This window comes from Streptomyces xiamenensis (assembly GCF_000993785.3).
Lineage (GTDB): Bacteria > Actinomycetota > Actinomycetes > Streptomycetales > Streptomycetaceae > Streptomyces > Streptomyces xiamenensis.
On the sequence record NZ_CP009922.3, the window covers coordinates 852,126 to 876,024 of the forward strand.

Here is a 23,899-nt window from a genome sequence, read left to right on the forward strand (position 1 = left end):
GGGTACCGGCACGCCCGCTAGCGGGCGCCGGACAGCTCGTCGTAGACGCTCAGCACCTGCGCCACCGTGGTGTCCTCCGTCGGCCAGGAACGGGCCCTGGCACGGCCCGCCAGCGTCAGGGCCGCCCGGTGGTCCGGGTTCTCCAGCAGGGTGCGCACCGCGCTCGCCAGCGCCCCCGGGTTGCCGTAGGGGATGAGCACCGCCGCGTCACCCACCAGCTCCGGTACGCCGCCCACCGCCGTCGCCACCAGCGGCACCCCGCCGCGCAGCGCCTCCTGCGCCAGCTGCGGCCTGGCCTCCCAGCGCGGCGCGGCGAGCGCCACGTCGGCCACCGGAAGCAGCCGCCGCACGTCCTGGGCGCGCTCCAGCAGCCGCACCGGCAGGCCCTCGCGTTCGATGCGCCGCTGCCAGGCGCCGCGCTGCGGCCCCTCCCCCGCCATCACCAGCAGCGGCTGCGGGTCAAGACCGCGCCAGCCGCGCGCGGCGGCCAGCAGCAGGTCGTGGCCCTGTTCGGCGATCAGCAGCGGCCGGTCGACGACGCCCAGCTCCGCCCGTACCTTGTGCGGCTCGCCCTCACCGCTGCGCCCGGTGCGCTGCGCGGGCAGCGCCACCGGCGACAGCCGGGCGTCACGCGCCCCGCGCCGTCGGGCCCGGTCCACCAGGTCGGAGGTGGCGCCCAGCACCACGGAGGCGGCGCGTGCCACCCAGCGTTCGGTCAGCCGGCGCAGCCGCTCCCGTACGCCCTGGTCGCCGGGGCGGGCGTGCCAGGTGACCACGAGCGGGACCGCGCGGCGCCGCAGTGCCAGCGCGGCGACCAGACCGGCCCGCATGCCGTGGGCGTGCACCAGGTCCGCGTCGCAGCAGATCGCCCGCAGGGTGCGGACGGCATCCGCCTGGGCCCGTACCGGGAGCGGGATGAAGCGGGCGCCGGTGCCGGCGAAGTCGTAACGGCGCTCGGCGTACTGAGAGGCGCATACCGTCACGCGCACGCCCCGGGCGTCGAGCCCCGCCGCCAGCGAGCGCACATGCGCCCCCGTGCCGGCACTGCCCCCGCCGAGCAGCTGGACCACATGCAGCTGCGGGGCACGTCCGGCCACTGGCGGCACGACGGGCATGGCCGGCACGCTCCTCTCCTCGACTGTGTGCTGGGTCACTTCGCGGTCACACACCGCGCGGGGCGTCCAGAATGCCAGCTCGCGACGGCATCGCGGTAGCGCGCGCCACTCTCCTGGACTACCGGCGGCGTCCCAGCCGGGCTGCGGTGGCCAGCAGCTCCTCGGCGTGCGCGCGGGCGAGCGCGGAGTCCTCCTGCCCCGCCAGCATCCGGGACAACTCCCGTACCCGGCCCTCGCCGTGCACGGACTGCACGCCGCTGCGGGTGACCGATCCGTCGTTGGTCTTCTCCACCACCAGATGCCGGTCCGCGAAGGCCGCGACCTGCGGCAGGTGTGTGACGACCACCACCTGCGCGGAGTCCGCCAGCTTCGCCAGCCGGCGGCCGATCTCGACGGCCGCCTTGCCGCCCACCCCGGCGTCCACCTCGTCGAAGAGATAGGTGGGCACCGGTGCCGACCCCGCGAAGACCACCTCGATGGCCAGCATCACCCGCGACAGCTCACCCCCGGAGGCGCCCTTGGCGATCGGCCTGGCCGTGGCCCCGGGGTGCGGGGCCAGCAGCAGCTCGACCTCGTCCACCCCGTGCGGCCCGTACGCCACGGTGCGGCCGCCGACCTCGATGCCCTCGGCGGGCAGCGCGGCCTCGGTGTGCCGCAGCGCGACCTCGATCCGGGCGTGCGCCATCGCCAGCTGGGTCAGCTCGTCGGTGACGGCCTCCCCGAACCGCTTGGCGGCCTCCGCCCTGGCGTCGCTGAGGGTCTGCGCGAGCACGCTCAGCTCGGAGCGCAGGGCATCACGCTCGGCGGTCAGCTCCTCGATCCGCTCGTCGTCGCCCTCCAGCTCGGCGAGCCGGGCGGCGCTGCCCTCGGCCCACACCAGCAGCGCCGAGCAACCGTCGCCCGCCGCCGTCTCCTCGGGACCGCCGCCGTACTTGCGGATCAGGTGCGCCAGGGTCGCGCGCCGCTCCTCGACGGCGGCGAGCCGCAGCGGGTCGGCGTCCAGGCCGTCGGCGTAGGAGGCGAGTTCACCCGCCACGTCGGTGAGCAGGATGTGCACCTCGGCCAGCCGGTCGGCGAGCTCGGCCAGCTCGGCGTCGTGGCCGCGCACCGCCTCCAGCGCCCGGTGCGCGCCGCCGACCAGCACCCCGGCGTCCACGCCCGCCGGGTCGGCGGGGTCGCCCGCCAGCGCGCCGTGCGCGACGGCGGCGGCCGAGGCGAGCGCCTCGGCGTGGCCGAGCCGCGCGGCCTCCGCGGTGAGTTCGCCGTCCTCACCGGGGCGCGGCTCGGCGGCGGCGATCTCCTCCAGGCCGAAGCGCAGCAGATCGGCCTCCTGGATCCGTTCCCTGGCCAGCGTGGTCAGCTCCGACAACTCGGCGGAGACATCACGCAGCCGCCGGTACGCCTCGCGGTAGCCGGCCAGCGGCACGGCGACGGCCTCGCCCGCGTACCGGTCGAGCGCCTCGCGCTGCCGGGCCGGGCGCAGCAGCCCCTGCTGGTCGGTCTGGCCGTGCACCGCGACGAGCTCGTCGGCCAGCTCCGTCAGCAGCCCGGCCGGCACCGACCTGCCGCCGACGTACGCTCTGGAACGTCCCTCGGCGGAGACGGTGCGGCTGATGAGCAGCGCACCCTCGTCCAGTTCGGCACCGGCCTCCTCGGCGCGGTGCGCGGCCGGCGCTCCGGGGGGCAGGCTGATGCGGCCCTCCACGACGGCCGCCGCGGCCCCGGCACGCACCAGCGCGGCGTCCGCCCGGCCGCCCAGCAGCAGGCCGAGGCTGGTGACGACCATGGTCTTGCCGGCGCCGGTCTCGCCGGTCACCGCGGTGAAGCCGGTGGACAGTTCGACGATCGCGTCGTCGATCACGCCCAGGTCCTTGATCCGCATCTCCTCCAACACGGATACGACCATACGAGGTCATCGGGGGATGTGGCGACGCCCGGGGTCGAACATCAGTGCGGAGCGCCGCGCCATCCGGCCACCGGCAGGGCGAACTTGGCCACCAGCCGGTCGGTGAACGGCGCCCGGTGCAGCCGCGCCAGCCGGACCGGCACCAGACCGCGCCGCACCTCCACCCGCGCACCGGCGGGCAGTTCGACCGTGCGCCGCCCGTCGCACCACAGCACACCCGGTCCGGTGTCCGGGCGCACCTCCACCGCGAGCACCGATCCCGGCGCGGTGACCAGCGGCTTCGCGAACAGCGCGTGCGCGCTGATCGGCACCATCAGCAGTGCCTCGACCTCGGGCCACACCACCGGTCCGCCGGCCGAGAAGGCGTATGCGGTGGAGCCGGTGGGCGTGGCGCACACCACTCCGTCCCCGCCGAAGCCGGAGACCGGGCGGCCGTCCACCTCGATGACGACCTCCAGCAGCCGCTCGCGGGCGGCCTTCTCCACCGAGGCCTCGTTCAGCGCCCAGTCCCGGTGGATGACCTGCCCGTCGTCGCTGACCAGCACATCGAGGGTCATCCGCTCCTCGACCTCGTAGGCGCGGGTGACCACCCGGTCCACGACCTGGTCCAGGTCGTCCCGCTCCGCCTCGGCGAGGAATCCGACCCGGCCCAGGTTCACCCCGAGCATCGGCACCCCCGAGGCCCGCGCGAGTTCCGCGCCGCGCAGCAGGGTGCCGTCGCCGCCGAGCACGATCAGCAGTTCGCAGCCGTCGGCCACCCCGGGGCCGGCCTCCACCCACTCCACGCGGTCGTCGTAGGCGCCGTGCCCGGGCATCGGCAGGTCCGCGGCCTCCTCGGCCAGGACCCGCACCCCCACTCCGTGCGACAGCAGCCCGCGCACCACGAGTTCGGCGCTGCGCACGGCGGCCGGCCGCCCGGTGTGGGCGAGCAGAAAGACGGTACGCGGCGGGTTGATGGTGGTCACTGGGGCCCTTCCGTCACGGCGCGTTCGACATCGGCGGGGTCGAGTGCGGGTGCGCCGGCGCGCAACCACAGGAAGTATTCGACGTTGCCCGAGGGTCCGGGCAGTGGACTGGCGGTGACGCCCCGCACGCCGAGGCCCAGCTCCGCCGCTCGTCCCGCGACGGCGGTGACCGCCTCGGCGCGCAGCAGCGGGCTGCGCACGACGCCGCCGCTGCCGAGCCGTTCCTTGCCGACCTCGAACTGCGGTTTGACCATCAGCACCAGATCGGCGTCCGGCGCGGCACAGGCGATCAGGGCGGGCAGCACCAGTCCCAGGGGAATGAACGAGAGATCACCGACGATCAGTTCCGCCGGCCGCCCGCCAATTTGTTCGAGTGTCATCTCCCGCACATTTGTCCGGTCCTGTACGGTGACGCGCTCGTCGGCCTGAAGCGACCAGGCGAGTTGCCCGTAGCCCACGTCCACGGCGATGACATGGGCCGCGCCGGCCCGCAGCAGCACATCGGTGAACCCGCCGGTGGAGGCCCCGGCGTCCAGCGCGCGGCGGCCCTCCACGCGCAGCCCGAGCGGGGTGAATGCCTCCAGCGCGCCCGCGAGTTTGTGGCCGCCGCGCGAGACGTAGCCGGGGTCGTCCGCGTCCTCGCGCACCAGCAGGGCCGCGCTGGTGGCGACCTGGGTGGCGGGCTTGGCGGCCACCAGACCGTCCACCGACACCCGGCCGGTCTCGATCAGCGTCCTGGCGTGCTCGCGCGAGCGGGCGAGCTTGCGCCGCACCAGTTCGGCGTCGAGGCGGGACAGGCGTCGGCGGGTCGCTGCCACGGGTGGCTCAGCTCCTGGGGGTCACGGGATGAGGGTGCGGGACATCGAGCGCGGTCAGCGTGTCACGCAGCCCGCGGTGAACATCCTCGTACACCTCCCCATGACCGCCGACGGCGAGGTGATCGGCGTCGGTCAGCCGGGCCAGTACGGCGTCCACACCCGGGTGCCCGGTGGTGCTGATCCCGATCCCCAGCGGTCGCGGCCCCTCGTCCTGCTGGGGCACCTCGACCGGTTCCGGCTGCCGCGTGGGCGTGGACTCATCCATGCGCCCGACGCTACCGCCTGCCCGCCCCCGAACCCCGCCGCCCCACTCTCACGGTCCTGCGGCCCGGCGTTCGGTGGACAGCGGCCACGGGGAGCGGGCGGCCGACCCGGGGTTGGTGGGCGGGGCTCCCGCGTACGGTCCTGGGGCGCCGCCGGCGCGGAACCGGCCACCGTGAGCGCTTCCCCCGTCACTCGCAACTCCCTCTGGGCCCCTCACGCTCGACGCGAAAGTTAGGTTAGCCTAACCTTCTGTTCCGGCTTCCCGAGAGACCAGGCCCCTATGACGCTGCCCCGCACCGCGCTCCTGTCGCGCCACCGCCTCCCCGGGCGGGCGGCGGACCGGGCGCCGGCAACACGTCCGGGCCTGCCGGCCGGGAGGCCCACGGCCACGGACCGCACCACCGCACGCCCGCCGGGCTGAATCCCACGACCGAAACGAGAGGACACGACACATGACCGCCGCGCCCTTCGAGTTCTTCGATCTCCAGGTGCTCCGAACGACCCGGCTCAGCCCCAGCTTCACCCGCGTCACCCTCGGCGGCGACCGGCTCGGCCGGCTCGCCAGCGGAGGACGCGACCAGCGCTTCAAGCTCTTCCTGCCCCAGCCCGGCGACCACGAGGTGGCCATCCCCCGGGACGCCGGACAGGGCTGGTGGCCCGCCTGGCAGCAGATGGACCCGGCCAAACGCGGCATCATGCGCACCTACACCGCCCGCGAGCAGCGCCGCGGCCCGGACGAGCTGGACATCGACTTCGCCCTGCACGGCGAACACGGCGGCCCGGCGTCCCGGTGGGCCGAGAAGGCCGCCCCCGGGGACGCCATCGCCATCCTCGGCCCGGTCGAGGAGGACAACGCCGCGGTCGATTTCCGCCCGCCCCCCGAGGCCGAGTGGATGCTCATCACCGGTGACGAGACGGCGCTGCCCGCCGTCGCCGGCATCCTGGACTGGCTGCCGCCCGGCATCCCCGCGAAGGTCTGGCTGGAGGTCGCCCACCACGAGGACCGCCAGGAGCTGAGCACCAAGGCCGACGCCGACATCACCTGGATCGTCCGCGACGACGAGACCACCCTGCTGGACTCGGTACGCGCCACCCACCTGCCCGCCGGGCGCCCCTACGCGTGGATCGCCGGCGAGGCGGGCTCGGTGCGCGCCCTGCGCCGTCACCTGGTCGACGACCGGGGCATCGACCGCAAGAGCATCAAGTTCACCGGCTACTGGCGCAAGGGCACCACCGAGGACGACCTCATCGCCCAGATCTCCACCGGCCCGGCCAAGGCCGAGGACAACGACTGACCGGCACGACCGCCCGACCTGACCGGCCGATCCGATCGAGCGGCCGACCCGGGCGGTCCGGTGCGGGCCACGCCACACCCGTACCGGACCGCCCGTCATTCGTCCCGCGCCGACGGCCGCCGCAGCATGAACACATCGACGGAGCCCTGGCCGGTCACGGTGAACCCGTGCCGCTCGTACAGAAGCCGTCGCGCAGCCGCTGCCGCACCCGGTGCTCGTCATAGCGCCCCAGCCGTTCCAGGTCCGCGCGCATCACCACAGCCCGCAGTGCGGCGATCGGCCCGACATCGCCCGCGCCGGCCGCCCGCAGGGACCACGCGAACGGCTCGGTCCCCGCCGGCCGGGGCCACGCCGTCCGCCGGCTCACCGCCGGTCGGCCAGCAGCCCGGCAAGACCCGCCGGCACGTCGAGGCCACACGCACCGTCCCCGGCCGCCGTCCAGCCGGCCGCGCACAGCGCCCGCAGCGCGTCCACCGGGTCCCCGCCCCCGGTCAGCTCCAGCGCCCGCTCCCCGGCCACCGCCCGCCAGCCGCCGCACCCGAACCCGCCGCCGGTGCCCGGCTCCGCCACCACGGCGGGCTGCCCCACCAGCAGGTCGCGCAGATCCGCCGCCACATACGTGGGCCGGTGCTCGGGCCTGGCCGCCACCGCGCCCGCGGCGTCCGTCACGCCCGTCAGCACGAGCAGCGAGTCCACCCGCCCGTTGAACGCGCCCTCGATATCGGTGTCCAGCCGGTCCCCCACCACCAGGGGCCGCTCGGCACCCGTCCGCAGAATCGTCTCCCGGTGCATCGGCGGCAGCGGCTTCCCGGCCACCACCGGCTCCACCCGCCCCCCGGACCCGATCCGTACGACCTCTACGGCCGCGCCGTTGCCCGGCACGATGCCCCGCCCGCTGGGGATCGTCAGATCCGTGTTCGACGCGAACCACGGCAGCCCCCTGTTGACCGCCAGCGTCGCCTCCGCCAGCGCCCCCCAGGGGAGTTCGGGACCGCCGTACCCCTGCACCACCGCCACCGGATCGTCGTCCGCCGAGGCGACCGGCCGAAGCCCCCGCTCGGCCAGCGCCACCCGCAGCCCCTCACCCCCCACGCACAGCACCCGCGCCCCCGACGGCAGCCGCTCGGCGATCACCCGCGCCACCGCCTGCGCCGAGGTCACCACCTCGGCCTCCTCGGCCGGCACCCCGAGTTCCGTCAGATGCCCGGCCACGGTGCGCGGCGTACGGGAGGCGTTGTTGGTGACGTACGCCAGCCGCATCCCGCCCTCCCGCGCCGCCCGCAGCGAGTCCACCGCGTGCGGCAGCGCCTCGCCGCCCGCGTACACCACCCCGTCCAGGTCCAGCAGCGCGGTGTCGTACGCCGTGAACAGCGCGCGCTCGCTCCCCGCCGGGCTCGTCCTGACCTTTGTCTCAACCCTGTCATCAGCCATAACACCCCGATCATCCCCCACCACCGCCGATCGCCCCCATCTGCCCCGGACAAGGGCATTCGGCATAGCATGCCGGGATGGCTTCCGACGTCCCCGCCGGCCCCGGCGGACTGGATCTCGCCCCATTCCGGGGACTGCGTTACGCCCCTGGGCGGGTGAGCGACCCGGCCGCCGTCACCTCGCCCCCGTACGACGTGGTGGTCCGCCCCGACGGGCTGAACGAACTGCGCACCGCCGACCCGTACAACATCGTGCGCCTGATCCTTCCGCAGGCCGCCGACCCTGCCGAGGGCCACCGCCGCGCCGCCCGGACGCTGCGCCACTGGCGCGCCGAGGGCGTCCTCACCCAGGACGCGCGGTCCGCCCTGTACGTGTACGAACAACGCGGCCCGCACGCCGTGCACCAGCGCGGCGTGATCGGCGCCCTGCGGCTGACCGAGCCCGGCTCCGGGACCGTCCTGCCGCACGAGGACGTCATGCCGGACGTGGTCGCCGACCGCGCCGCCCTCACCCGCGCCACCGGCACCAACCTCGAACCCCTGCTGCTCTCCTACCGGGCCGCGGAACCCGACGACGCCGACGCCGTCATCGAGGAGACCGTCCGCACCACTCCGCTGCTGGCAACCCGCACCGCCGACGGCATCGAACACCGGCTGTGGGCGGTGACCGGTCCGGACACCCTCGCCCGGCTGCGCACCGCCCTGCGCCGGCACCGCGCACTGATCAGCGACGGCCACCACCGCTGGGCCACCGCGCTGCGGCTGCGCGACGAACACGCCGGCCGACCGCCCTGGGACCGCACCCTGGTCCTGCTGGTCAACACCGCCCGCCATCCGCTGCGGGTCCAGGCCATCCACCGGGTGCTCCCCCAACTCCCCGCCGCACAGGCGCTGGAGCGGGTACGGGCCACCGCGGCGTTCCGCGTACGCCCGCTGACCGCCCCGCCCGGGGAGGCCCTGCGCACCCTCGCCGCCACCGAGGGCACCGCCTTCCTGCTGGCCGGCCCGGCCGCGGGCGAACTCCACCTGCTGGACCGCCCCGACCCGGCGCTGCTGGCGCGTACGATCCCGGCCCACCGCCCCGCCGCCTGGCGGGCCCTGGACGCCACCGTCCTGCACACCACCTTGCTGGAGGCGGTGTGGGGCGTCCCCGACCGGCCGGGGGCCGTCCGCTATCTGCACGAGGCCGACGCCGCGCTCGCCCAGGGCCTGGACACCGGTGGCACCGCAGTACTGCTGCGCCCGGTCTCCGAGGAGACGGTTCGTTCGCTGGCGGAGGCGGGCATCATGATGCCGCGCAAGTCCACCTCCTTCGGCCCCAAACCGGCCTCGGGGCTGGTGCTGCGCCCGCTGGAGGAGGAGCCGGAGCAAGGGCCCATTGCCCCAGAAAATTAGGTTAGGCTAACCTCACTTCCGAGTTGCCCCATCGCACCCGGGAGCCGCATGAGCACCACCCTGTTCACCAGAACCGACGACGCACTCGGCCGGTTCACTGTCCGCGCCGTCGACCCGGCCGCCGACACCCCACTGCTGCACAGCTGGCTCACCCACCCCAAATCGGCGTTCTGGCTGATGCAGAACACCACGCGGGAGCAGGTGCGCGGCTACTTCGACACCATCGCCGCGTCCACCGCACACCATGCCTACCTCGGGCTGCACGACGGAAACCCCGCCTTCCTGACCGAGCGGTACGACCCGGCCCACGAGCCCGTCGGCAAGGTCTACCCCGTCCAGGAGGGCGACGTGGGCATGCACTTCCTCACCGCCCCCACCGACACTCCCCGGCACGGCTTCACCCTCGCCGTCATCACCACGGTCATGGAACTCCTGTTCAGCGACGCCGCCACGCAGCGCGTCGTCGTCGAGCCCGACGCCCGCAACCGCGCCGTCCACGTCCTCAACGCCGCCGTCGGCTTCCAGGTGGCCGCCCGTGTCGAACTGCCCGGAAAGGAAGCCCTGCTGAGCTTCTGCACCCGCGACCAGTACCTGGCCGCTTCCCTCCGGCAGCACCCGGCAGCCACCGACTAAGGAGCACGCCCCGCCATGCACCCCCAGGACCCCCACCAGGCCGTCGCCCACCTCACCCCCGCGCTGTGGGAGCAGGCCGGCCGCCGGCTGATACGCAAGGCGCTCGCCGAGTTCTCCCACGAGCGGCTGCTCACCCCCACCGAGGACCCGGACCACCCGGGCCACTTCACCGTCCCCACCGACGACGGCACGGTCATCTACCGCTTCACGGCCCGCCGCCGTGCCCTGGACCACTGGCAGATCGACGCCGACAGCATCACCCGCCACCGCCGCGACGGCACCGAACTTCCGCTCTCCGCACTCGACTTCTTCATCGAGCTGCGCACCGCGCTCGGACTGGGCGACACGATCCTGCCGGTCTACCTGGAAGAGATCAGCAGCACGCTCGCGGGCGCCGCCCACAAACTGGCCGGAGAACTCAGCACCGACCCGGCCATCCGCCGTCCCTCCGCCGCCGAACTGGCCCGCGCCGACTTCCAGACCATCGAAGCCGGCATGACCGAGGGCCACCCCTGCTTCGTCGCCAACAACGGCCGCCTCGGCTTCGACGCCGCCGAATACCACGCGTACGCGCCGGAGACCGGCGCCCCCGTCCGGCTGATATGGCTCGCCGCGCGCCGCGACCTCACCACCTTCTCGGCCGGCGCGGGGATCGACTACGAGGACCTGATCGCCGCCGAACTCTCCCCCGCCGAACGGGACGCCTTCGCCGCACACCTCACCGGGCAGGGCCTGGAACCGGACGACTACCGGCTCATCCCCGTCCACCCCTGGCAGTGGTGGAACCGGATCTCCGTCACCTTCGCCGCCGAGGTCGCCCAGCGGCACCTCGTGTGCCTCGGCCCCGGCGAGGACAGCTACCGCGCCCAGCAGTCGATCCGTACCTTCTTCAACACCGACGCACCCGGCAAGCACTACGTGAAAACCGCCCTGTCCGTCCTCAACATGGGCTTTCTGCGCGGACTCTCCGCCGCCTACATGGAAGTGACACCGGCCATCAACGACTGGCTGCACGACCTGGTGAGCGCGGACCCCCGGCTGCGCGCGCTGGGCTTCGGCATCCTGCGCGAACGCGCCGCCATCGGCTACCACCACCCCCAGTACGAGAGCGTCGCCGCCAAGGGTTCCCCGTACCTGAAGATGCTGGCCGCCCTGTGGCGGGAGAGCCCGGTACCGTCCCTGGAACCCGGTCAGCGCCTCGCCACCATGGCGTCCCTGCTGCATGTGGACGCCCGGGGCGAAGCGCTGGCCGCCACGCTCATCAAGGACTCCGGGCTGGCCCCCGAGGAGTGGCTGCGCCGCTACCTGGACGCCTACCTCGCGCCGCTGCTGCACTGCTTCTACCGGTACGGCCTGGTCTACATGCCGCACGGTGAGAACGTCATCCTGGTGCTGCGCGACGGCGTCCCCGAGCGGGCCGTCATGAAGGACATCGCCGAGGAGATCGCGGTCTTCGACCCGGCGACGCCGATCCCGGCCGGCATCGAGCGCATCAGGATGGACATCCCCGAGGAGGAGCGGCCGCTCGCGCTCTTCACGGATGTCTTCGACTGCTTCCTCCGCTTCCTCAACAGCACCCTGGCCGAGGCCGGCGTGCTGACGGAGGACGCCTTCTGGGGGACCGTGGCCGGCTGCGTCAGCGACTACCAGGAGCTGCACCCCGAACTGGCCGACCGGTTCAAGCGATACGACCTGTTCACGGAGACCTTCGCGCTGTCCTGCCTGAACCGCCTCCAGTTGCGCAACAACCAGCAGATGGTCAACCTGACCGACCCCTCGGCCGCCCTCCAGTTCGTCGGCACCCTGGACAACCCGATCGCGAAATTCGCCTGAGCACGACGAAGCGGCGGGAGGGAACGCATCCCCTCCCGCCGCTTCGGTCACACGTGGCGGTCAGTCCTCTTCGCCGAGCTCGGGATCGAGCGCGTCCACGAACTCCACCCCGTCCAGTTCGGCCAGCCGGTCCGAGGCGTTGGTGATCCCGCCGGAGTCCGCGTCCAGCGTCTTGGCGAACCAGTCGCGGGCCTCGGCCTCACGCCCCACCGCGAGCAGCGCGTCCGCGTACGCGTACCGCAGTCGGGCGACCCAGGGCTGGGTGGAGCTGGAGTTCAGCTCGGGGCTCTGGAGCGTGACGACGGCGGCCTCCGCCTCTCCCATGTCCCGCCGGGCGCCGGCCGCGACGAGCCGCATCTCGACCTGGCCGGCCTTGTCCAGCCGCCGCACCTCGGGTTCACCGGCCATCGCCAGCGCCCGCTCCGGGCGCCCGAGCCCACGCTCGCAGTCGGCCATGACCGGCCACAGGTGGTCGGCCCCGGACATCCGGCGCGCCGCCCGGAACTCGGCGAGCGCCTCGGCGTACTTCTCCACCGCGTACGAGGCGAACCCCGCGGCCTCTCGCACGGCGGCCACCCGCGAGGCGAGCCGCAGCGCGACCCGCGAGTACGCGTACGCGCGCTCGGGGTCCTCGTCCAGCAGCTGGGCGCACATCACCAGGTTCCGCGCCACATCGGTGGCGAGGGTCTTCGGCAGGCTCATCAGCTCCTGCCGCACCGAGGGGTCGATCTCGGCGCCGGTCACATCGTCAGGGATCGACAGCCTCCGCGGCGCCGGTCCGCGCTGCCCGCGGTCGTCCCGCCGAAAGCCGCCCCCACGCCGGTCATCGCTCCCCCGGTAGCCGCCGCCACCACGCGACCCGCCCCGGTCATCACGCCGGAACCCGCCACCACGGCGGTCATCACGCCGATCATCCCGGCGGTCGTCGCGCCGGAAAGGCGGCCGGTCCCCCTCACGGCGGGGACGGTCATCACGCTTGAACGGAGGCCGGTCGCCGTCACGGCGCGGCCGGTCATCGCGGCGGTCATCACGCTTGAACGGAGGCCGGTCGCCATCGCGACGCGGGCGGTCGTCCCGCTGGTACGAGGGACGGTCACCGTCGCGCCGGAAAGGCGGCCGGTCCCCCTCACGGCGGGGACGGTCGTCACGGCGGAACGGAGGCCGGTCGCCGTCACGGCGGGGACGGTCATCACGCTGGTACGAGGGACGGTCACCGTCCGGACGGAAGGCCGGCCGGTCACCATCGCGACGCGGCCGGTCATCACGCTGATACGGCGGACGATCCCCGTCCCGACGCGGACGCTCATCACGGCGGTCATCACGCTTGAACGGAGGCCGGTCGCCATCGCGACGCGGACGCTCATCCCGCTGATACGAAGGCCGGTCACCGTCCCGGCGGGGACGGTCATCACGCTTGAACGGAGGCCGGTCACCGTCCCGGCGGGGACGGTCATCACGCTGGTACGAGGGACGGTCACCGTCCCGACGGAAGGCCGGCCGGTCACCGTCACGACGCGGCCGGTCATCGCGGCGGTCATCACGCTTGAACGCGGGACGGTCGCCATCGCGGCGAGGCCGGTCATCCCGCTGATACGGCGGGCGGTCGTCACGGCGGAAAGGCGGCCGGTCGCCGTCACGGCGGGGACGGTCATCACGCTGGTACGAGGGACGGTCACCGTCGCGCCGGAAAGGCGGGCGCTCTCCCTCACGACGCGGAGCGTCATCGCGGCGGGGCCGGTCACGGTCGTCCCTGCGGTCATCGCGCCGGAACGCCGGCCGGTCACCATCACGGCGAGGCCGGTCATCACGCCGGGGTCCTCGCCTCTCAGATCGGTCCTCGGGTGAATACGACATGGGGTACAGCTCCTGTTCCTACGAGCAATAAAAAAGACCGGTTGGTCTTTCAGCAAGTGTGCTGAAAGACCAACCGGTCTTCTCAAAGATTGTTCGGCGGCGACCTACTCTCCCACACGGTCCCCCATGCAGTACCATCGGCGCTGAAAGGCTTAGCTTCCGGGTTCGGAATGTAACCGGGCGTTTCCCTTTCGCCATGACCACCGAAACGCTTACAAACGTCTCAGCGTGAACAAGCACACTTTTCAGTTTGAAGAAATCATAGTTGTCTAAGACAAATTCACAGTGGACGCGAGCATCTGAGGACAAGCCCTCGGCCTATTAGTACCAGTCAACTCCACCTCTCACGAGGCTTCCATATCTGGCCTATCAACCCTGTCGTCTACAGGGAGCCTTACCCCATCAAGTGGGTGGGAGTCCTCATCTCGAAGCAGGCTTCCCGCTTAGATGCTTTCAGCGGTTATCCTTTCCGAACGTAGCCAACCAGCCATGCCCTTGGCAGAACAACTGGCACACCAGAGGTTCGTCCGTCCCGGTCCTCTCGTACTAGGGACAGCCCTTCTCAAGACTCCAACGCGCACAGCGGATAGGGACCGAACTGTCTCACGACGTTCTAAACCCAGCTCGCGTACCGCTTTAATGGGCGAACAGCCCAACCCTTGGGACCAACTCCAGCCCCAGGATGCGACGAGCCGACATCGAGGTGCCAAACCATCCCGTCGATACGGACTCTTGGGGAAGATCAGCCTGTTATCCCCGGGGTACCTTTTATCCGTTGAGCGACGGCGCTTCCACAAACCACCGCCGGATCACTAGTCCCTGCTTTCGCACCTGCTCGACCTGCCAGTCTCACAGTCAAGCTCCCTTGTGCACTTACACTCACCACCTGATGACCAACCAGGCTGAGGGAACCTTTGGGCGCCTCCGTTACTCTTTAGGAGGCAACCGCCCCAGTTAAACTACCCACCAGACACTGTCCCCGATCCGGATCACGGACCCAGGTTAGACATCCAGCACGATCAGAGTGGTATTTCAACAACGACTCCACCTGAACTAGCGTCCAGGCTTCACAGTCTCCCACCTATCCTACACAAACCGAACCGAACACCAATATCAAGCTATAGTAAAGGTCCCGGGGTCTTTCCGTCCTGCTGCGCGAAACGAGCATCTTTACTCGTAGTGCAATTTCACCGGGCCTATGGTTGAGACAGTCAAGAAGTCGTTACGCCATTCGTGCAGGTCGGAACTTACCCGACAAGGAATTTCGCTACCTTAGGATGGTTATAGTTACCACCGCCGTTTACTGGCGCTTAAGTTCTCAGCTTCGCCACACCGAAATGTGACTAACCGGTCCCCTTAACGTTCCAGCACCGGGCAGGCGTCAGTCCGTATACATCGCCTTACAGCTTCGCACGGACCTGTGTTTTTAGTAAACAGTCGCTTCTCGCTGGTCTCTGCGGCCACCCCCAGCTCAGAGAGCAAGTCTCATCACCAGAAATGGCCCCCCTTCTCCCGAAGTTACGGGGGCATTTTGCCGAGTTCCTTAACCATAGTTCACCCGAACGCCTCGGTATACTCTACCTGACCACCTGAGTCGGTTTAGGGTACGGGCCATTGTGAAACTCGCTAGAGGCTTTTCTCGACAGCATAGGATCATCCACTTCACCACAATCGGCTCGGCATCAGGTCTCACCCTCGTGTGGAACGGATTTACCTGCTCCACGGGCCACACCCTTACCCCGGGACAACCACCGCCCGGGCTGGACTACCTTCCTGCGTCACCCCATCACTCACCTACTACAGGTCTGGACCACCGACTCCACCACTCCACCCACCCCCGAAGGGACAGATGGCGGCTTCGCGGGCTTAGCATCGCCTGATTCAGCGTTGGCGCTCCACAACGGGTACCGGAATATCAACCGGTTATCCATCGACTACGCCTGTCGGCCTCGCCTTAGGCCCCGACTTACCCTGGGCAGATCAACTTGACCCAGGAACCCTTAGTCAATCGGCGCAAGAGTTTCCCACTCTTGTATCGCTACTCATGCCTGCATTCTCACTCGCATACCGTCCACAACTCGTTTCCACGGCTGCTTCACCCGGCACACGACGCTCCCCTACCCACCACAACCTTCGTTAGAAGTATTGTTGCAGTGACACGACTTCGGCGGTGTACTTGAGCCCCGCTACATTGTCGGCGCAGAATCACTCGACCAGTGAGCTATTACGCACTCTTTCAAGGGTGGCTGCTTCTAAGCCAACCTCCTGGTTGTCTCTGCGACTCCACATCCTTTCCCACTTAGCACACGCTTAGGGGCCTTAGTCGATGCTCTGGGCTGTTTCCCTCTCGACCATGGAGCTTATCCCCCACAGTCTCACTGCCGCGCTCTCACTTACCGGCATTCGGAGTTTGGCTAAGGTCAGTAACCCGGTAAGGCCCATCACCTATCCAGTGCTCTACCTCCGGCAAGAAACACACGACGCTGCACCTAAATGCATTTCGGGGAGAACCAGCTATCACGGAGTTTGATTGGCCTTTCACCCCTAACCACAGGTCATCCCCCAGATTTTCAACTCTGGTGGGTTCGGGCCTCCACGAGGTCTTACCCTCGCTTCACCCTGCCCATGGCTAGATCACTCCGCTTCGGGTCTAGGGCATGCTACTGAGTCGCCCTGTTCGGACTCGCTTTCGCTACGGCTACCCCACACGGGTTAACCTCGCAACACACCGCAAACTCGCAGGCTCATTCTTCAAAAGGCACGCAGTCACGGCCATACACACAAGTGCGCATGACGACGCTCCCACGGCTTGTAGGCACACGGTTTCAGGAACTATTTCACTCCGCTCCCGCGGTACTTTTCACCATTCCCTCACGGTACTATCCACTATCGGTCACCAGGGAATATTTAGGCTTAACGGGTGGTCCCGCCAGATTCACACAGGATTTCTCGGGCCCCATGCTACTTGGGAAACCTTTAAGTGAGCCATGCAGATTTCAGCTACGGGGGTCTTACCCTCTACGCCGGGCCTTTCGCATGCCCTTCGCCTATCCACACAGTTTCTTACTCACCGACCGTCCGGCAGAACGATCAAAAAAGCTCCCACAACCCCGCATGCGCAACCCCTGCCGGGTATCACACACATACGGTTTAGCCTCCTCCGGTTTCGCTCACCACTACTCCCGGAATCACGGTTGTTTTCTCTTCCTGCGGGTACTGAGATGTTTCACTTCCCCGCGTTCCCTCCACACCGCCTATACATTCAGCAGTGGGTGACAGCCCATAACGACTGCCGGGTTTCCCCATTCGGAAACCCCCGGATCACAGCTAGGTTGACAACTCCCCGGGGACTATCGCGGCCTCCCACGTCCTTCATCGGTTCCTGGTACCAAGGCATCCACCGTGCGCCCTTAAAAACTTGGCCACAGATGCTCGCGTCCACTGTGCAATTCTCAAACAACAACCGAAGATTCAGCGGAGAACCGCCGTACCTTCAGACACCCAACAGCGAACCAAATGTTGCAGTCAATGTTCCACCCATGAGCAAACCACCGCCGGACACTCGCCGGCGTAGTGGCTCTGGACTACCAAAAGGCAGCCTAGAAGCTCCTTAGAAAGGAGGTGATCCAGCCGCACCTTCCGGTACGGCTACCTTGTTACGACTTCGTCCCAATCGCCAGTCCCACCTTCGACAGCTCCCTCCCACAAGGGGTTAGGCCACCGGCTTCGGGTGTTACCGACTTTCATGACGTGACGGGCGGTGTGTACAAGGCCCGGGAACGTATTCACCGCAGCAATGCTGATCTGCGATTACTAGCGACTCCGACTTCATGGGGTCGAGTTGCAGACCCCAATCCGAACTGAGACCGGCTTTTTGAGATTCGCTCCACCTCGCGGTATCGCAGCTCATTGTACCGGCCATTGTAGCACGTGTGCAGCCCAAGACATAAGGGGCATGATGACTTGACGTCGTCCCCACCTTCCTCCGAGTTGACCCCGGCAGTCTCCCGTGAGTCCCCGGCACCCCCGAAGGGATCCGCTGGCAACACAGGATAAGGGTTGCGCTCGTTGCGGGACTTAACCCAACATCTCACGACACGAGCTGACGACAGCCATGCACCACCTGTACACCGACCACAAGGGGGCGACCATCTCTGGCCGTTTCCGGTGTATGTCAAGCCTTGGTAAGGTTCTTCGCGTTGCGTCGAATTAAGCCACATGCTCCGCCGCTTGTGCGGGCCCCCGTCAATTCCTTTGAGTTTTAGCCTTGCGGCCGTACTCCCCAGGCGGGGCACTTAATGCGTTAGCTGCGGCACGGACAACGTGGAATGTTGCCCACACCTAGTGCCCACCGTTTACGGCGTGGACTACCAGGGTATCTAATCCTGTTCGCTCCCCACGCTTTCGCTCCTCAGCGTCAGTATCGGCCCAGAGATCCGCCTTCGCCACCGGTGTTCCTCCTGATATCTGCGCATTTCACCGCTACACCAGGAATTCCGATCTCCCCTACCGAACTCTAGCCTGCCCGTATCGACTGCAGACCCAGGGTTAAGCCCTGGGCTTTCACAATCGACGCGACAGGCCGCCTACGAGCTCTTTACGCCCAATAATTCCGGACAACGCTTGCACCCTACGTATTACCGCGGCTGCTGGCACGTAGTTAGCCGGTGCTTCTTCTGCAGGTACCGTCACTTTCGCTTCTTCCCTGCTGAAAGAGGTTTACAACCCGAAGGCCGTCATCCCTCACGCGGCGTCGCTGCATCAGGCTTTCGCCCATTGTGCAATATTCCCCACTGCTGCCTCCCGTAGGAGTCTGGGCCGTGTCTCAGTCCCAGTGTGGCCGGTCACCCTCTCAGGCCGGCTACCCGTCGTCGTCTTGGTAGGCCACTACCCCACCAACAAACTGATAGGCCGCGGGCTCATCCTGCACCGCCGGAACTTTCCACACACGAGCATGCGCTCATGTGTCGTATCCGGTATTAGACCCAGTTTCCCGGGCTTATCCCAGAGTGCAGGGCAGATTGCCCACGTGTTACTCACCCGTTCGCCACTAATCCCCGGCCGAAACCGGTTCATCGTTCGACTTGCATGTGTTAAGCACGCCGCCAGCGTTCGTCCTGAGCCAGGATCAAACTCTCCATGAATGCTTCATGTAAGAGCAAGGAAAATCCTCGCTTAAATGCTGCACCTCAGACGAGGTCGAGATGCAGACTCAGTAAATGCTGTGTCTTTTAAAGACTGCTGGCATTGACTATTTGGCACGCTGTTGAGTTCTCAAGGAACGGATGCTTCCTTTGGTTCCCTCTCGGGCCCCTCCGGGCTTTCCCTTCGTGTCCACTACTCTAGCCGACTTTCCGGCCGGCTCCTAATCGGGCCCTTTTCGCTTTCTTCGGCTACTCAATGAGCGCACCAAAGAAACCAGAACTGGGAAGTTCCGATCAGATGGAGTGGGTGTCGCTTCCGAGGCTTCCCCGGGCGATCTTCCGACCGCTTCCCTGGGGTTGCCGCCTCAAGCGACTCGATCTACATTACGGCCCGACGACATCCGCGTCAAGTTGCCTGGTCCGGCGCTTGGGCTGGTGCGGCCGGTACGGACTCACCGTGGGGTCGCCGGCGATCCAGAAGCGCCACGGATGGACGCCTCCGTCGCCGGCGACGCCGGTGCGCGGCCCGGTGCTGATCCGGTTCTTCGGCACCGGGGTGCCTGCCAGCACCCGCAGGTCGAAGTCGTCGGGGTCCGCACCGCAGACATCGGTGCCGTTCAGCACCCGGTCCACGTCCAGCGCGGTCGCCAGCCGGGCAGGCCCCTTGGCCAACTCGTGGTCGCGCCCACGGGCCGAGGCCCGGCGCGGCCGGGCCAGCTCCGCTCCCGTCAGCACCTCCCCGGCTCGCAGCAGGACCCCGCTCGCGTGCCCGTCCGGGCCGCACACCAGGTTCAGGCAGTGCCACATGCCGTAGGTGAAGTAGACGTACGCGTGCCCTGGCGGGCCGAACATCGAGGCGTTGCGCTGCGTCCGGCCCCGGAAGGCGTGCGAGCCGGGGTCGATCTCACCGGCGTACGCCTCCACCTCCGTGAGCCGCAGCGTGATGGTGCCCTCCGCCGACCGCCGGACCAGGGTGCGGCCCAGCAGGTCGGGCGCCACTTCCAGCACCGGGCGGTCGAAGAAGGCACGGGGCAGGGGCTCAGTGGTGTGGTCGCGGCTCATCGTCATCCAGTGTCACAGTCAGGGGAACGCCCTGGTTCCGCCAGTGGGTCGCGGCGTCCGCCAGGATCTCCCCCAGGACCCGCGCCGACTCCGGCAGCTCCCGGCACAGCTCGTCCCAGCCGCGTACGGCGATCACCCAGCCGACCGCCGGGGGCTCGCCCCACCACATCAGATCGCGCAGGCAATCGTCCAGCGCGTCCCAGTTGTGCCCGAAATAGTCGGGGAACCCCAGGTCCTCGGCGCACCGCCGCAGCAGCGCGTCCCGGTCGCGCACCCCCGTGAGGTCCAGGCGGTGCGGAGCTGGTTCGGTCATGGCACGAGTAGTACCGCATCAGGCGTGGCAGGCGCTGGCTAGGGTGATCGGCACCACCCTTCCCGATGCCGAGGAGAGGCACATGACGTCCGAGTCCGCCCGCCGTCCGCTCCCCCACGACTTTCATCCGCCGGTGGCGTCCTTCACCGTGACCAGCGACGACCTGGCCCCGGGCGCCCGGCTCGGCGAGGCACAGGTGTACGCGGCCGGCAACACCTCCCCGCAGCTGCGCTGGGAGGGCTTCCCCGAGGGCACCAAGAGCTTCGCCGTCAGCTGCTACGACCCGGACGCACCGACCGGCAGCGGGTTCTGGCACTGGTCGCTGTTCGACATCCCGGTCTCGGTGACCGAGCTGCCGGCCGGGGCGGGCAGTGGGGCGATGGCCGGGCTGCCGCAGGGCGCGGTGCATGTACGCAATGACTACGGCACCCGGGACTTCGGGGGCGCCGCGCCGCCGGCCGGCGACGGGCCGCACCGCTATGTCTTCACGGTGTACGCGGTGGACAGCGAGAAGCTGGGTCCGGGAGCCGACGCCACCCCGGCGCAGGTGGGGTTCATGCTGCGCTTCCACGCTCTGGGGCGGGCCCAGCTCATCGGTGAGTACGAGGTGCCCGCGGGCGGCTGACCGTACGGTGATCCCCCGGTGCCGGGCGGTGCCCGATCGATCCCTCACCGGGGGTTTAACCGTCATCTCCCGTTTTTGTTACCTCCCTGGAAATTGCATTGTCGGGCTCACCGGGCCCCGGCAGAGTGAGAGCCATCCCGCCGCGGGGGCGGGCAGCTCAAGGGGAGGTGGGCGGGATGCGGCAGACGCTGGTGCTCAATGCGACCTACGAGCCGCTGTCGACGGTGTCGCTGCGGCGGGCGGTGGTGCTCGTCATCCAGCACAAGGCGGTGGTGGAGCACGCGCATCCGGGGCTGCGGGTGCGGGCGGCGGCGGTGGAACTGCCGGTGCCCCAGGTGATCAGGCTGCGGCGGTTCGTGAAGGTGCCCTTCCGACAACGCGCCCCGTGGTCGCGGCGTGGGGTGCTGGTACGGGACCGGCACCGGTGCGCGTACTGCGGGCGCCGGGCGACCACCATCGATCACGTCGTGCCGCGTTCCCGGGGTGGTGGGGACACCTGGCTGAACACGGTGGCGGCGTGTGCCGAGGACAACCACCGCAAGGCGAACCGGACGCCTGCCCAGGCGGGGATGCCGCTGCTGGTCCAGCCCTTCGAGCCGACGCCGGCGGACGCGCTGTGGCTCGCCCTGGGGTTGCGGGAGGGTGAAGGGCCGCCGTTGGGGGCGCCGCCGACCGAAGGCTGGGTGGGGGTCCCCCCGGCTGGGGCCAGGGTGGGGGTCCCCCTGGCCGAGTCGGCCTGATCCGTCGGGCCCGTACGACCTGCTCGGCACACCGTGACAAGGGCGCGGGCCCCGACCGTTCTCCGGTCGGGGCCCGCGCCCTTCAGCGTGGTGGCACCGTGCTCACTCGATACGCGGCTGCTGCCGGCCGACCGAGGGCTTGCTCAGCGCGTTCGGGTCGGTGGCGCCCCCGTCGGGGCCGCCGTTGCCCGTGCCGTTGCCGGTGATCCGGTTGAGGTTGCCGCCCAGGCCCTTGAGGGCGTCGCCGATCTCGCTGGGCACGATCCAGAGCTTGTTGGAGTCGCCGGAGGCGATCTTCGGCAGCATCTGGACGTACTGGTACGAAAGCAGCTTCTGGTCGGCGTCGCCGGCGTGGATCGCCTCGAAGACGGTGCGGATGGCCTGGGCCTCACCCTCGGCGCGCAGGGCCGATGCCTTGGCGTCACCTTCGGCGCGCAGGATCTCGGACTGCTTGGCACCCTCGGCCTGGAGGATCTCGGACTGCCGGACACCCTCGGCCTGGAGGATCGCGGCGCGCTTGTCCCGGTCGGCGCGCATCTGCTTCTCCATCGAGTCCTGGATGGAGGTCGGCGGCTCGATGGCCTTGAGCTCGACGCGGTTGACGCGGATGCCCCACTTGCCGGTGGCCTCGTCGAGGACGCCGCGCAGAGCCGCGTTGATCTCCTCGCGGGAGGTGAGGGTGCGCTCCAGGTCCATGCCACCGATGATGTTGCGCAGGGTGGTGACCGTCAGCTGCTCGATGGCCTGGATGTAGTTGGAGACCTCGTAGGTCGCGGCGCGGGCATCGGTCACCTGGTAGTAGATGACGGTGTCGATGTTGACCACCAGGTTGTCCTGGGTGATCACCGGCTGCGGCGGGAAGGGCACGACCTGTTCGCGGAGGTCGATGCGGTTGCGGATGCGGTCGATGAACGGGACCACGATGTTGAGGCCCGCGTTCAGGGTGCGGGTGTAACGGCCGAATCGTTCGACGATCGCGGCGCTGGCCTGCTGGATGACCTGGATTGTCTGGACGAGCGCGATGATGACCAGCACCACCAGGATGACCAGCACGATGATGATGGCGTCCACCGTGACTCCCCCTGCGGCTAGATGAGTTGAACGGTTGTCTGTATGGGGTCCATCACATCACGATGGCTGTGGCTCCGTCGATCTCCACCACGCTGACCTCGTCGCCCGGTTCGTGCGTGATGTCGCTGTCCAGGGCGCGGGCCGACCATTCCTCGCCGGCGAGCTTGATCCGGCCGTCGCGGGAGTCGACCCGTTCCAGCACGACCGCGGTGCGGCCCCGGAGTCCGTCCACGCCCGAGCTGAGTTTGGGGGGCAGCACTCTGGCGCGGCGGGCGATGGGCCGTACGACCACGAGCAGAGCCGTGGAGACGACGGCGAACACGACGACCTGGAGGGCGATGTTGTCGGTGACCGCGCCGGAGGCCGCGGCGGCGGCCGCCCCGATGGCGAGCATGCCGAGTTCGGGCATCGCGGTCAGGACGAGCGCGATCGAAAATCCTCCGGCGGCGATCAGCCACCACACCCAGAAGTCCACACGGCCCATGGTAGGGGCGCCGACGCCGGGCGAACAGGCCGGAATTCGTCAGAGACCGGCCGGAATCCGGGGGTTGGGCCGCTACGCCAGGGGAAGGCCGTGGGCGGTGAACCGGTCGCCCTGGCGTTCCACGATGAGCGGCAGGCCGAAGCAGTGCGAGAGCGCGGCGGAGGTGAGGACGCTGTCCACGGGACCGGCGTCCAGGACCTTGCCCTGCCGGATGAGCAGCACGTGCGTGAAGCCGGGGGCGATCTCCTCGACGTGGTGGGTCACCATGATCATGGCGGGCGCGTAGGGGTCACGGGCGAGCCGGCCCAGCCGGCGCACCAGGTCCTCGCGGCCGCCGAGGTCCAGCCCCGCGGCGGGCTCGTCCAGCAGCAGCAGTTCGGGGTCGGTCATCAGGGCGCGGGCGACCTGGGTGCGCTTGCGCTCACCCTCGGAGAGGGTGCCGAACCTGCGGTCGAGCATCTCGCTCATGCCCAGCCGGTCGAGGAAGGCGCGGGCGCGCCGCTCGTCGACGTCCTCGTAGCTCTCCTGCCAGCCGGCGGTCATGCCGTACGCGGCGGTGAGCACCGTCTGCAGGACGGTGGCCCGCTGGGAGAGCTTGCCGGCCAGGGCGCTGGAGGCCATGCCGATGCGCGGGCGCAGCTCGAAGACGTCGACGCCGCCGAGCTTCTCGCCGAGGATCTGCACCCTTCCCGTGGTGGGGAAGAGGTAGCTGGACGCGATGTTCAGCAGGGTCGTCTTGCCGGCTCCGTTGGGACCGAGGATCACCCATCGTTCGCCTTCGGCGACCGACCAGGAGACGTCGTTCACCAGAGCGCGGCCATCGCGGACCACGGATACGTCCACCAGCTCCAGTACATCGCTCATGCGCGCGGTCTCTCCCATTGCAGTCGCCGTCTGACCGTGCCTGCCGGCACTTCCCCGGAACAAAACTTACGCCACACCCGTCATGTCC

19 protein-coding genes, 3 rRNA genes and 1 pseudogene are annotated in these 23,899 nt (G+C 69.2%); 6 read left to right on the plus strand and 17 right to left on the minus strand.

Annotation, left to right across the window (positions count from 1 at the left end):
• Positions 1–17: 17 nt before the first annotated feature.
• The 5 genes from SXIM_RS03800 to SXIM_RS03820 all read right to left on the minus strand — a co-directional run bounded on the left by SXIM_RS03800 (position 18) and on the right by SXIM_RS03820 (position 5,069).
• Positions 18–1,115: a glycosyltransferase family 4 protein gene (locus tag SXIM_RS03800; protein WP_030728201.1), complete on the minus strand. Its 1,098-nt coding sequence runs from the start codon at positions 1,113–1,115 to the stop codon at positions 18–20.
• Positions 1,116–1,233: 118 nt separating this feature from the next.
• Positions 1,234–3,021 carry a DNA repair protein RecN gene (gene recN, locus SXIM_RS03805; RefSeq protein ID WP_030728204.1) on the minus strand — a complete coding sequence of 596 codons (1,788 nt, stop codon included), beginning with the start codon at positions 3,019–3,021 and terminating at the stop codon, positions 1,234–1,236.
• A 41-nt stretch (positions 3,022–3,062) separates the two neighbouring features.
• Positions 3,063–3,986: an NAD kinase gene (locus tag SXIM_RS03810; RefSeq protein WP_030728207.1), complete on the minus strand. Its 924-nt coding sequence runs from the start codon at positions 3,984–3,986 to the stop codon at positions 3,063–3,065.
• Positions 3,983–4,804: a TlyA family RNA methyltransferase gene (locus SXIM_RS03815; protein WP_030728210.1), complete on the minus strand. Its 822-nt coding sequence runs from the start codon at positions 4,802–4,804 to the stop codon at positions 3,983–3,985. The genes SXIM_RS03810 and SXIM_RS03815 overlap by 4 nt, the downstream gene beginning before the upstream one ends.
• A 7-nt stretch (positions 4,805–4,811) precedes the next feature.
• Positions 4,812–5,069 (minus strand): hypothetical protein, encoded by a 258-nt coding sequence (locus SXIM_RS03820; protein ID WP_046722946.1) that lies wholly within the window; start codon positions 5,067–5,069, stop codon positions 4,812–4,814.
• A gap of 451 nt (positions 5,070–5,520) precedes the next feature.
• On the opposite strand from SXIM_RS03820, the gene SXIM_RS03825 reads away from it, so the two are divergent.
• Complete coding sequence (locus SXIM_RS03825; protein WP_030728216.1) at positions 5,521–6,363, plus strand: siderophore-interacting protein; 843 nt, start codon at positions 5,521–5,523, stop codon at positions 6,361–6,363.
• A 166-nt stretch (positions 6,364–6,529) separates the two neighbouring features.
• On the opposite strand, the pseudogene SXIM_RS28785 reads toward SXIM_RS03825, so the two are convergent.
• Both SXIM_RS28785 and SXIM_RS03835 read right to left on the minus strand, forming a co-directional pair.
• Positions 6,530–6,730 (minus strand): annotated as a pseudogene (locus SXIM_RS28785) (hypothetical protein); the annotation flags it as partial.
• Positions 6,727–7,794: an HAD hydrolase-like protein gene (locus SXIM_RS03835; protein WP_030728223.1), complete on the minus strand. Its 1,068-nt coding sequence runs from the start codon at positions 7,792–7,794 to the stop codon at positions 6,727–6,729. The pseudogene SXIM_RS28785 and the gene SXIM_RS03835, both read right to left, overlap by 4 nt.
• A 77-nt stretch (positions 7,795–7,871) precedes the next feature.
• On the opposite strand from SXIM_RS03835, the gene SXIM_RS03840 reads away from it, so the two are divergent.
• The 3 genes from SXIM_RS03840 to SXIM_RS03850 are packed head-to-tail and all read left to right on the plus strand — an operon-like array spanning position 7,872 to position 11,654.
• Positions 7,872–9,188: a DUF1015 family protein gene (locus tag SXIM_RS03840; protein WP_043176951.1), complete on the plus strand. Its 1,317-nt coding sequence runs from the start codon at positions 7,872–7,874 to the stop codon at positions 9,186–9,188.
• 48 nt (positions 9,189–9,236) lie between these two features.
• The gene (locus SXIM_RS03845) at positions 9,237–9,821 is read left to right on the plus strand and encodes a GNAT family N-acetyltransferase (protein WP_046722947.1); all 585 of its coding nucleotides are present in this window, start codon (positions 9,237–9,239) and stop codon (positions 9,819–9,821) included.
• A gap of 15 nt (positions 9,822–9,836) precedes the next feature.
• A complete protein-coding gene (locus SXIM_RS03850; RefSeq protein WP_046722948.1) occupies positions 9,837–11,654 on the plus strand; it encodes an IucA/IucC family protein in 1,818 nt (605 codons plus the stop codon).
• 60 nt (positions 11,655–11,714) lie between these two features.
• On the opposite strand, the gene SXIM_RS03855 is transcribed toward SXIM_RS03850, so the two are convergent.
• The 7 genes from SXIM_RS03855 to SXIM_RS03885 all read right to left on the minus strand — a co-directional run bounded on the left by SXIM_RS03855 (position 11,715) and on the right by SXIM_RS03885 (position 20,027).
• Entirely contained in the window at positions 11,715–12,398 is a 684-nt protein-coding gene (locus SXIM_RS03855; RefSeq protein WP_234306778.1) for a hypothetical protein, read from the minus strand.
• On the minus strand, positions 12,395–13,459 hold the full coding sequence (locus tag SXIM_RS28485; protein ID WP_148236063.1) for a hypothetical protein: 1,065 nt from the start codon (positions 13,457–13,459) through the stop codon (positions 12,395–12,397). The genes SXIM_RS03855 and SXIM_RS28485 overlap by 4 nt, the downstream gene beginning before the upstream one ends.
• Positions 13,460–13,599: 140 nt before the next feature.
• Positions 13,600–13,716 (minus strand): 5S ribosomal RNA (gene rrf / locus SXIM_RS03865).
• Positions 13,717–13,809: 93 nt separating this feature from the next.
• A 23S ribosomal RNA gene (locus tag SXIM_RS03870) occupies positions 13,810–16,932 on the minus strand.
• A 190-nt stretch (positions 16,933–17,122) separates the two neighbouring features.
• A 16S ribosomal RNA gene (locus tag SXIM_RS03875) occupies positions 17,123–18,652 on the minus strand.
• Together the 16S, 23S and 5S rRNA genes form the textbook arrangement of a ribosomal RNA operon.
• 384 nt (positions 18,653–19,036) lie before the next feature.
• Entirely contained in the window at positions 19,037–19,720 is a 684-nt protein-coding gene (locus tag SXIM_RS03880) for a DNA-3-methyladenine glycosylase (protein WP_030733769.1), read from the minus strand.
• Positions 19,692–20,027, minus strand: coding sequence for a barstar family protein (locus SXIM_RS03885; protein WP_030733771.1), 336 nt, complete (start codon positions 20,025–20,027; stop codon positions 19,692–19,694). Before SXIM_RS03885 ends, SXIM_RS03880 begins: the two co-directional genes overlap by 29 nt.
• A gap of 82 nt (positions 20,028–20,109) precedes the next feature.
• On the opposite strand from SXIM_RS03885, the gene SXIM_RS03890 reads away from it, so the two are divergent.
• Both SXIM_RS03890 and SXIM_RS03895 read left to right on the plus strand, forming a co-directional pair.
• On the plus strand, positions 20,110–20,652 hold the full coding sequence (locus tag SXIM_RS03890; RefSeq protein WP_030733773.1) for a YbhB/YbcL family Raf kinase inhibitor-like protein: 543 nt from the start codon (positions 20,110–20,112) through the stop codon (positions 20,650–20,652).
• 176 nt (positions 20,653–20,828) lie between these two features.
• Complete coding sequence (locus tag SXIM_RS03895; protein ID WP_046722950.1) at positions 20,829–21,392, plus strand: HNH endonuclease; 564 nt, start codon at positions 20,829–20,831, stop codon at positions 21,390–21,392.
• 102 nt (positions 21,393–21,494) lie between these two features.
• Here the strand turns inward: SXIM_RS03895 and SXIM_RS03900 are convergent, their stop codons facing one another.
• The 3 genes from SXIM_RS03900 to SXIM_RS03910 all read right to left on the minus strand — a co-directional run bounded on the left by SXIM_RS03900 (position 21,495) and on the right by SXIM_RS03910 (position 23,811).
• Positions 21,495–22,463, minus strand: coding sequence for an SPFH domain-containing protein (locus SXIM_RS03900; protein WP_030733776.1), 969 nt, complete (start codon positions 22,461–22,463; stop codon positions 21,495–21,497).
• 52 nt (positions 22,464–22,515) lie between these two features.
• Positions 22,516–22,947 carry an NfeD family protein gene (locus SXIM_RS03905; protein ID WP_030733778.1) on the minus strand — a complete coding sequence of 144 codons (432 nt, stop codon included), beginning with the start codon at positions 22,945–22,947 and terminating at the stop codon, positions 22,516–22,518.
• A 72-nt stretch (positions 22,948–23,019) separates the two neighbouring features.
• Positions 23,020–23,811, minus strand: coding sequence for an ABC transporter ATP-binding protein (locus SXIM_RS03910; RefSeq protein ID WP_030733780.1), 792 nt, complete (start codon positions 23,809–23,811; stop codon positions 23,020–23,022).
• Between the last annotated feature and the right edge of the window lie 88 nt (positions 23,812–23,899).

Excerpts from the sequence above, each read along its gene's own strand:
- recN (WP_030728204.1), bottom strand. The coding sequence starts at position 3,021 with ATGGTCGTATCCGTGTTGGAGGAGATGCGGATCAAGGACCTGGGCGTG.
- SXIM_RS03895 (WP_046722950.1), top strand. The coding sequence starts at position 20,829 with ATGCGGCAGACGCTGGTGCTCAATGCGACCTACGAGCCGCTGTCGACG.
- SXIM_RS03840 (WP_043176951.1), top strand. The coding sequence starts at position 7,872 with ATGGCTTCCGACGTCCCCGCCGGCCCCGGCGGACTGGATCTCGCCCCA.
- SXIM_RS03905 (WP_030733778.1), bottom strand. The coding sequence starts at position 22,947 with ATGGGCCGTGTGGACTTCTGGGTGTGGTGGCTGATCGCCGCCGGAGGA.
- SXIM_RS03890 (WP_030733773.1), top strand. The coding sequence starts at position 20,110 with ATGACGTCCGAGTCCGCCCGCCGTCCGCTCCCCCACGACTTTCATCCG.
- SXIM_RS03800 (WP_030728201.1), bottom strand. The coding sequence starts at position 1,115 with ATGCCCGTCGTGCCGCCAGTGGCCGGACGTGCCCCGCAGCTGCATGTG.
- SXIM_RS03880 (WP_030733769.1), bottom strand. The coding sequence starts at position 19,720 with ATGACGATGAGCCGCGACCACACCACTGAGCCCCTGCCCCGTGCCTTC.
- SXIM_RS03885 (WP_030733771.1), bottom strand. The coding sequence starts at position 20,027 with ATGACCGAACCAGCTCCGCACCGCCTGGACCTCACGGGGGTGCGCGAC.
- SXIM_RS03825 (WP_030728216.1), top strand. The coding sequence starts at position 5,521 with ATGACCGCCGCGCCCTTCGAGTTCTTCGATCTCCAGGTGCTCCGAACG.
- SXIM_RS28485 (WP_148236063.1), bottom strand. The coding sequence starts at position 13,459 with ATGACCGGCCTCGCCGTGATGGTGACCGGCCGGCGTTCCGGCGCGATG.
- SXIM_RS03820 (WP_046722946.1), bottom strand. The coding sequence starts at position 5,069 with ATGGATGAGTCCACGCCCACGCGGCAGCCGGAACCGGTCGAGGTGCCC.
- SXIM_RS03850 (WP_046722948.1), top strand. The coding sequence starts at position 9,837 with ATGCACCCCCAGGACCCCCACCAGGCCGTCGCCCACCTCACCCCCGCG.
- SXIM_RS03835 (WP_030728223.1), bottom strand. The coding sequence starts at position 7,794 with ATGGCTGATGACAGGGTTGAGACAAAGGTCAGGACGAGCCCGGCGGGG.
- SXIM_RS03910 (WP_030733780.1), bottom strand. The coding sequence starts at position 23,811 with ATGAGCGATGTACTGGAGCTGGTGGACGTATCCGTGGTCCGCGATGGC.
- SXIM_RS03845 (WP_046722947.1), top strand. The coding sequence starts at position 9,237 with ATGAGCACCACCCTGTTCACCAGAACCGACGACGCACTCGGCCGGTTC.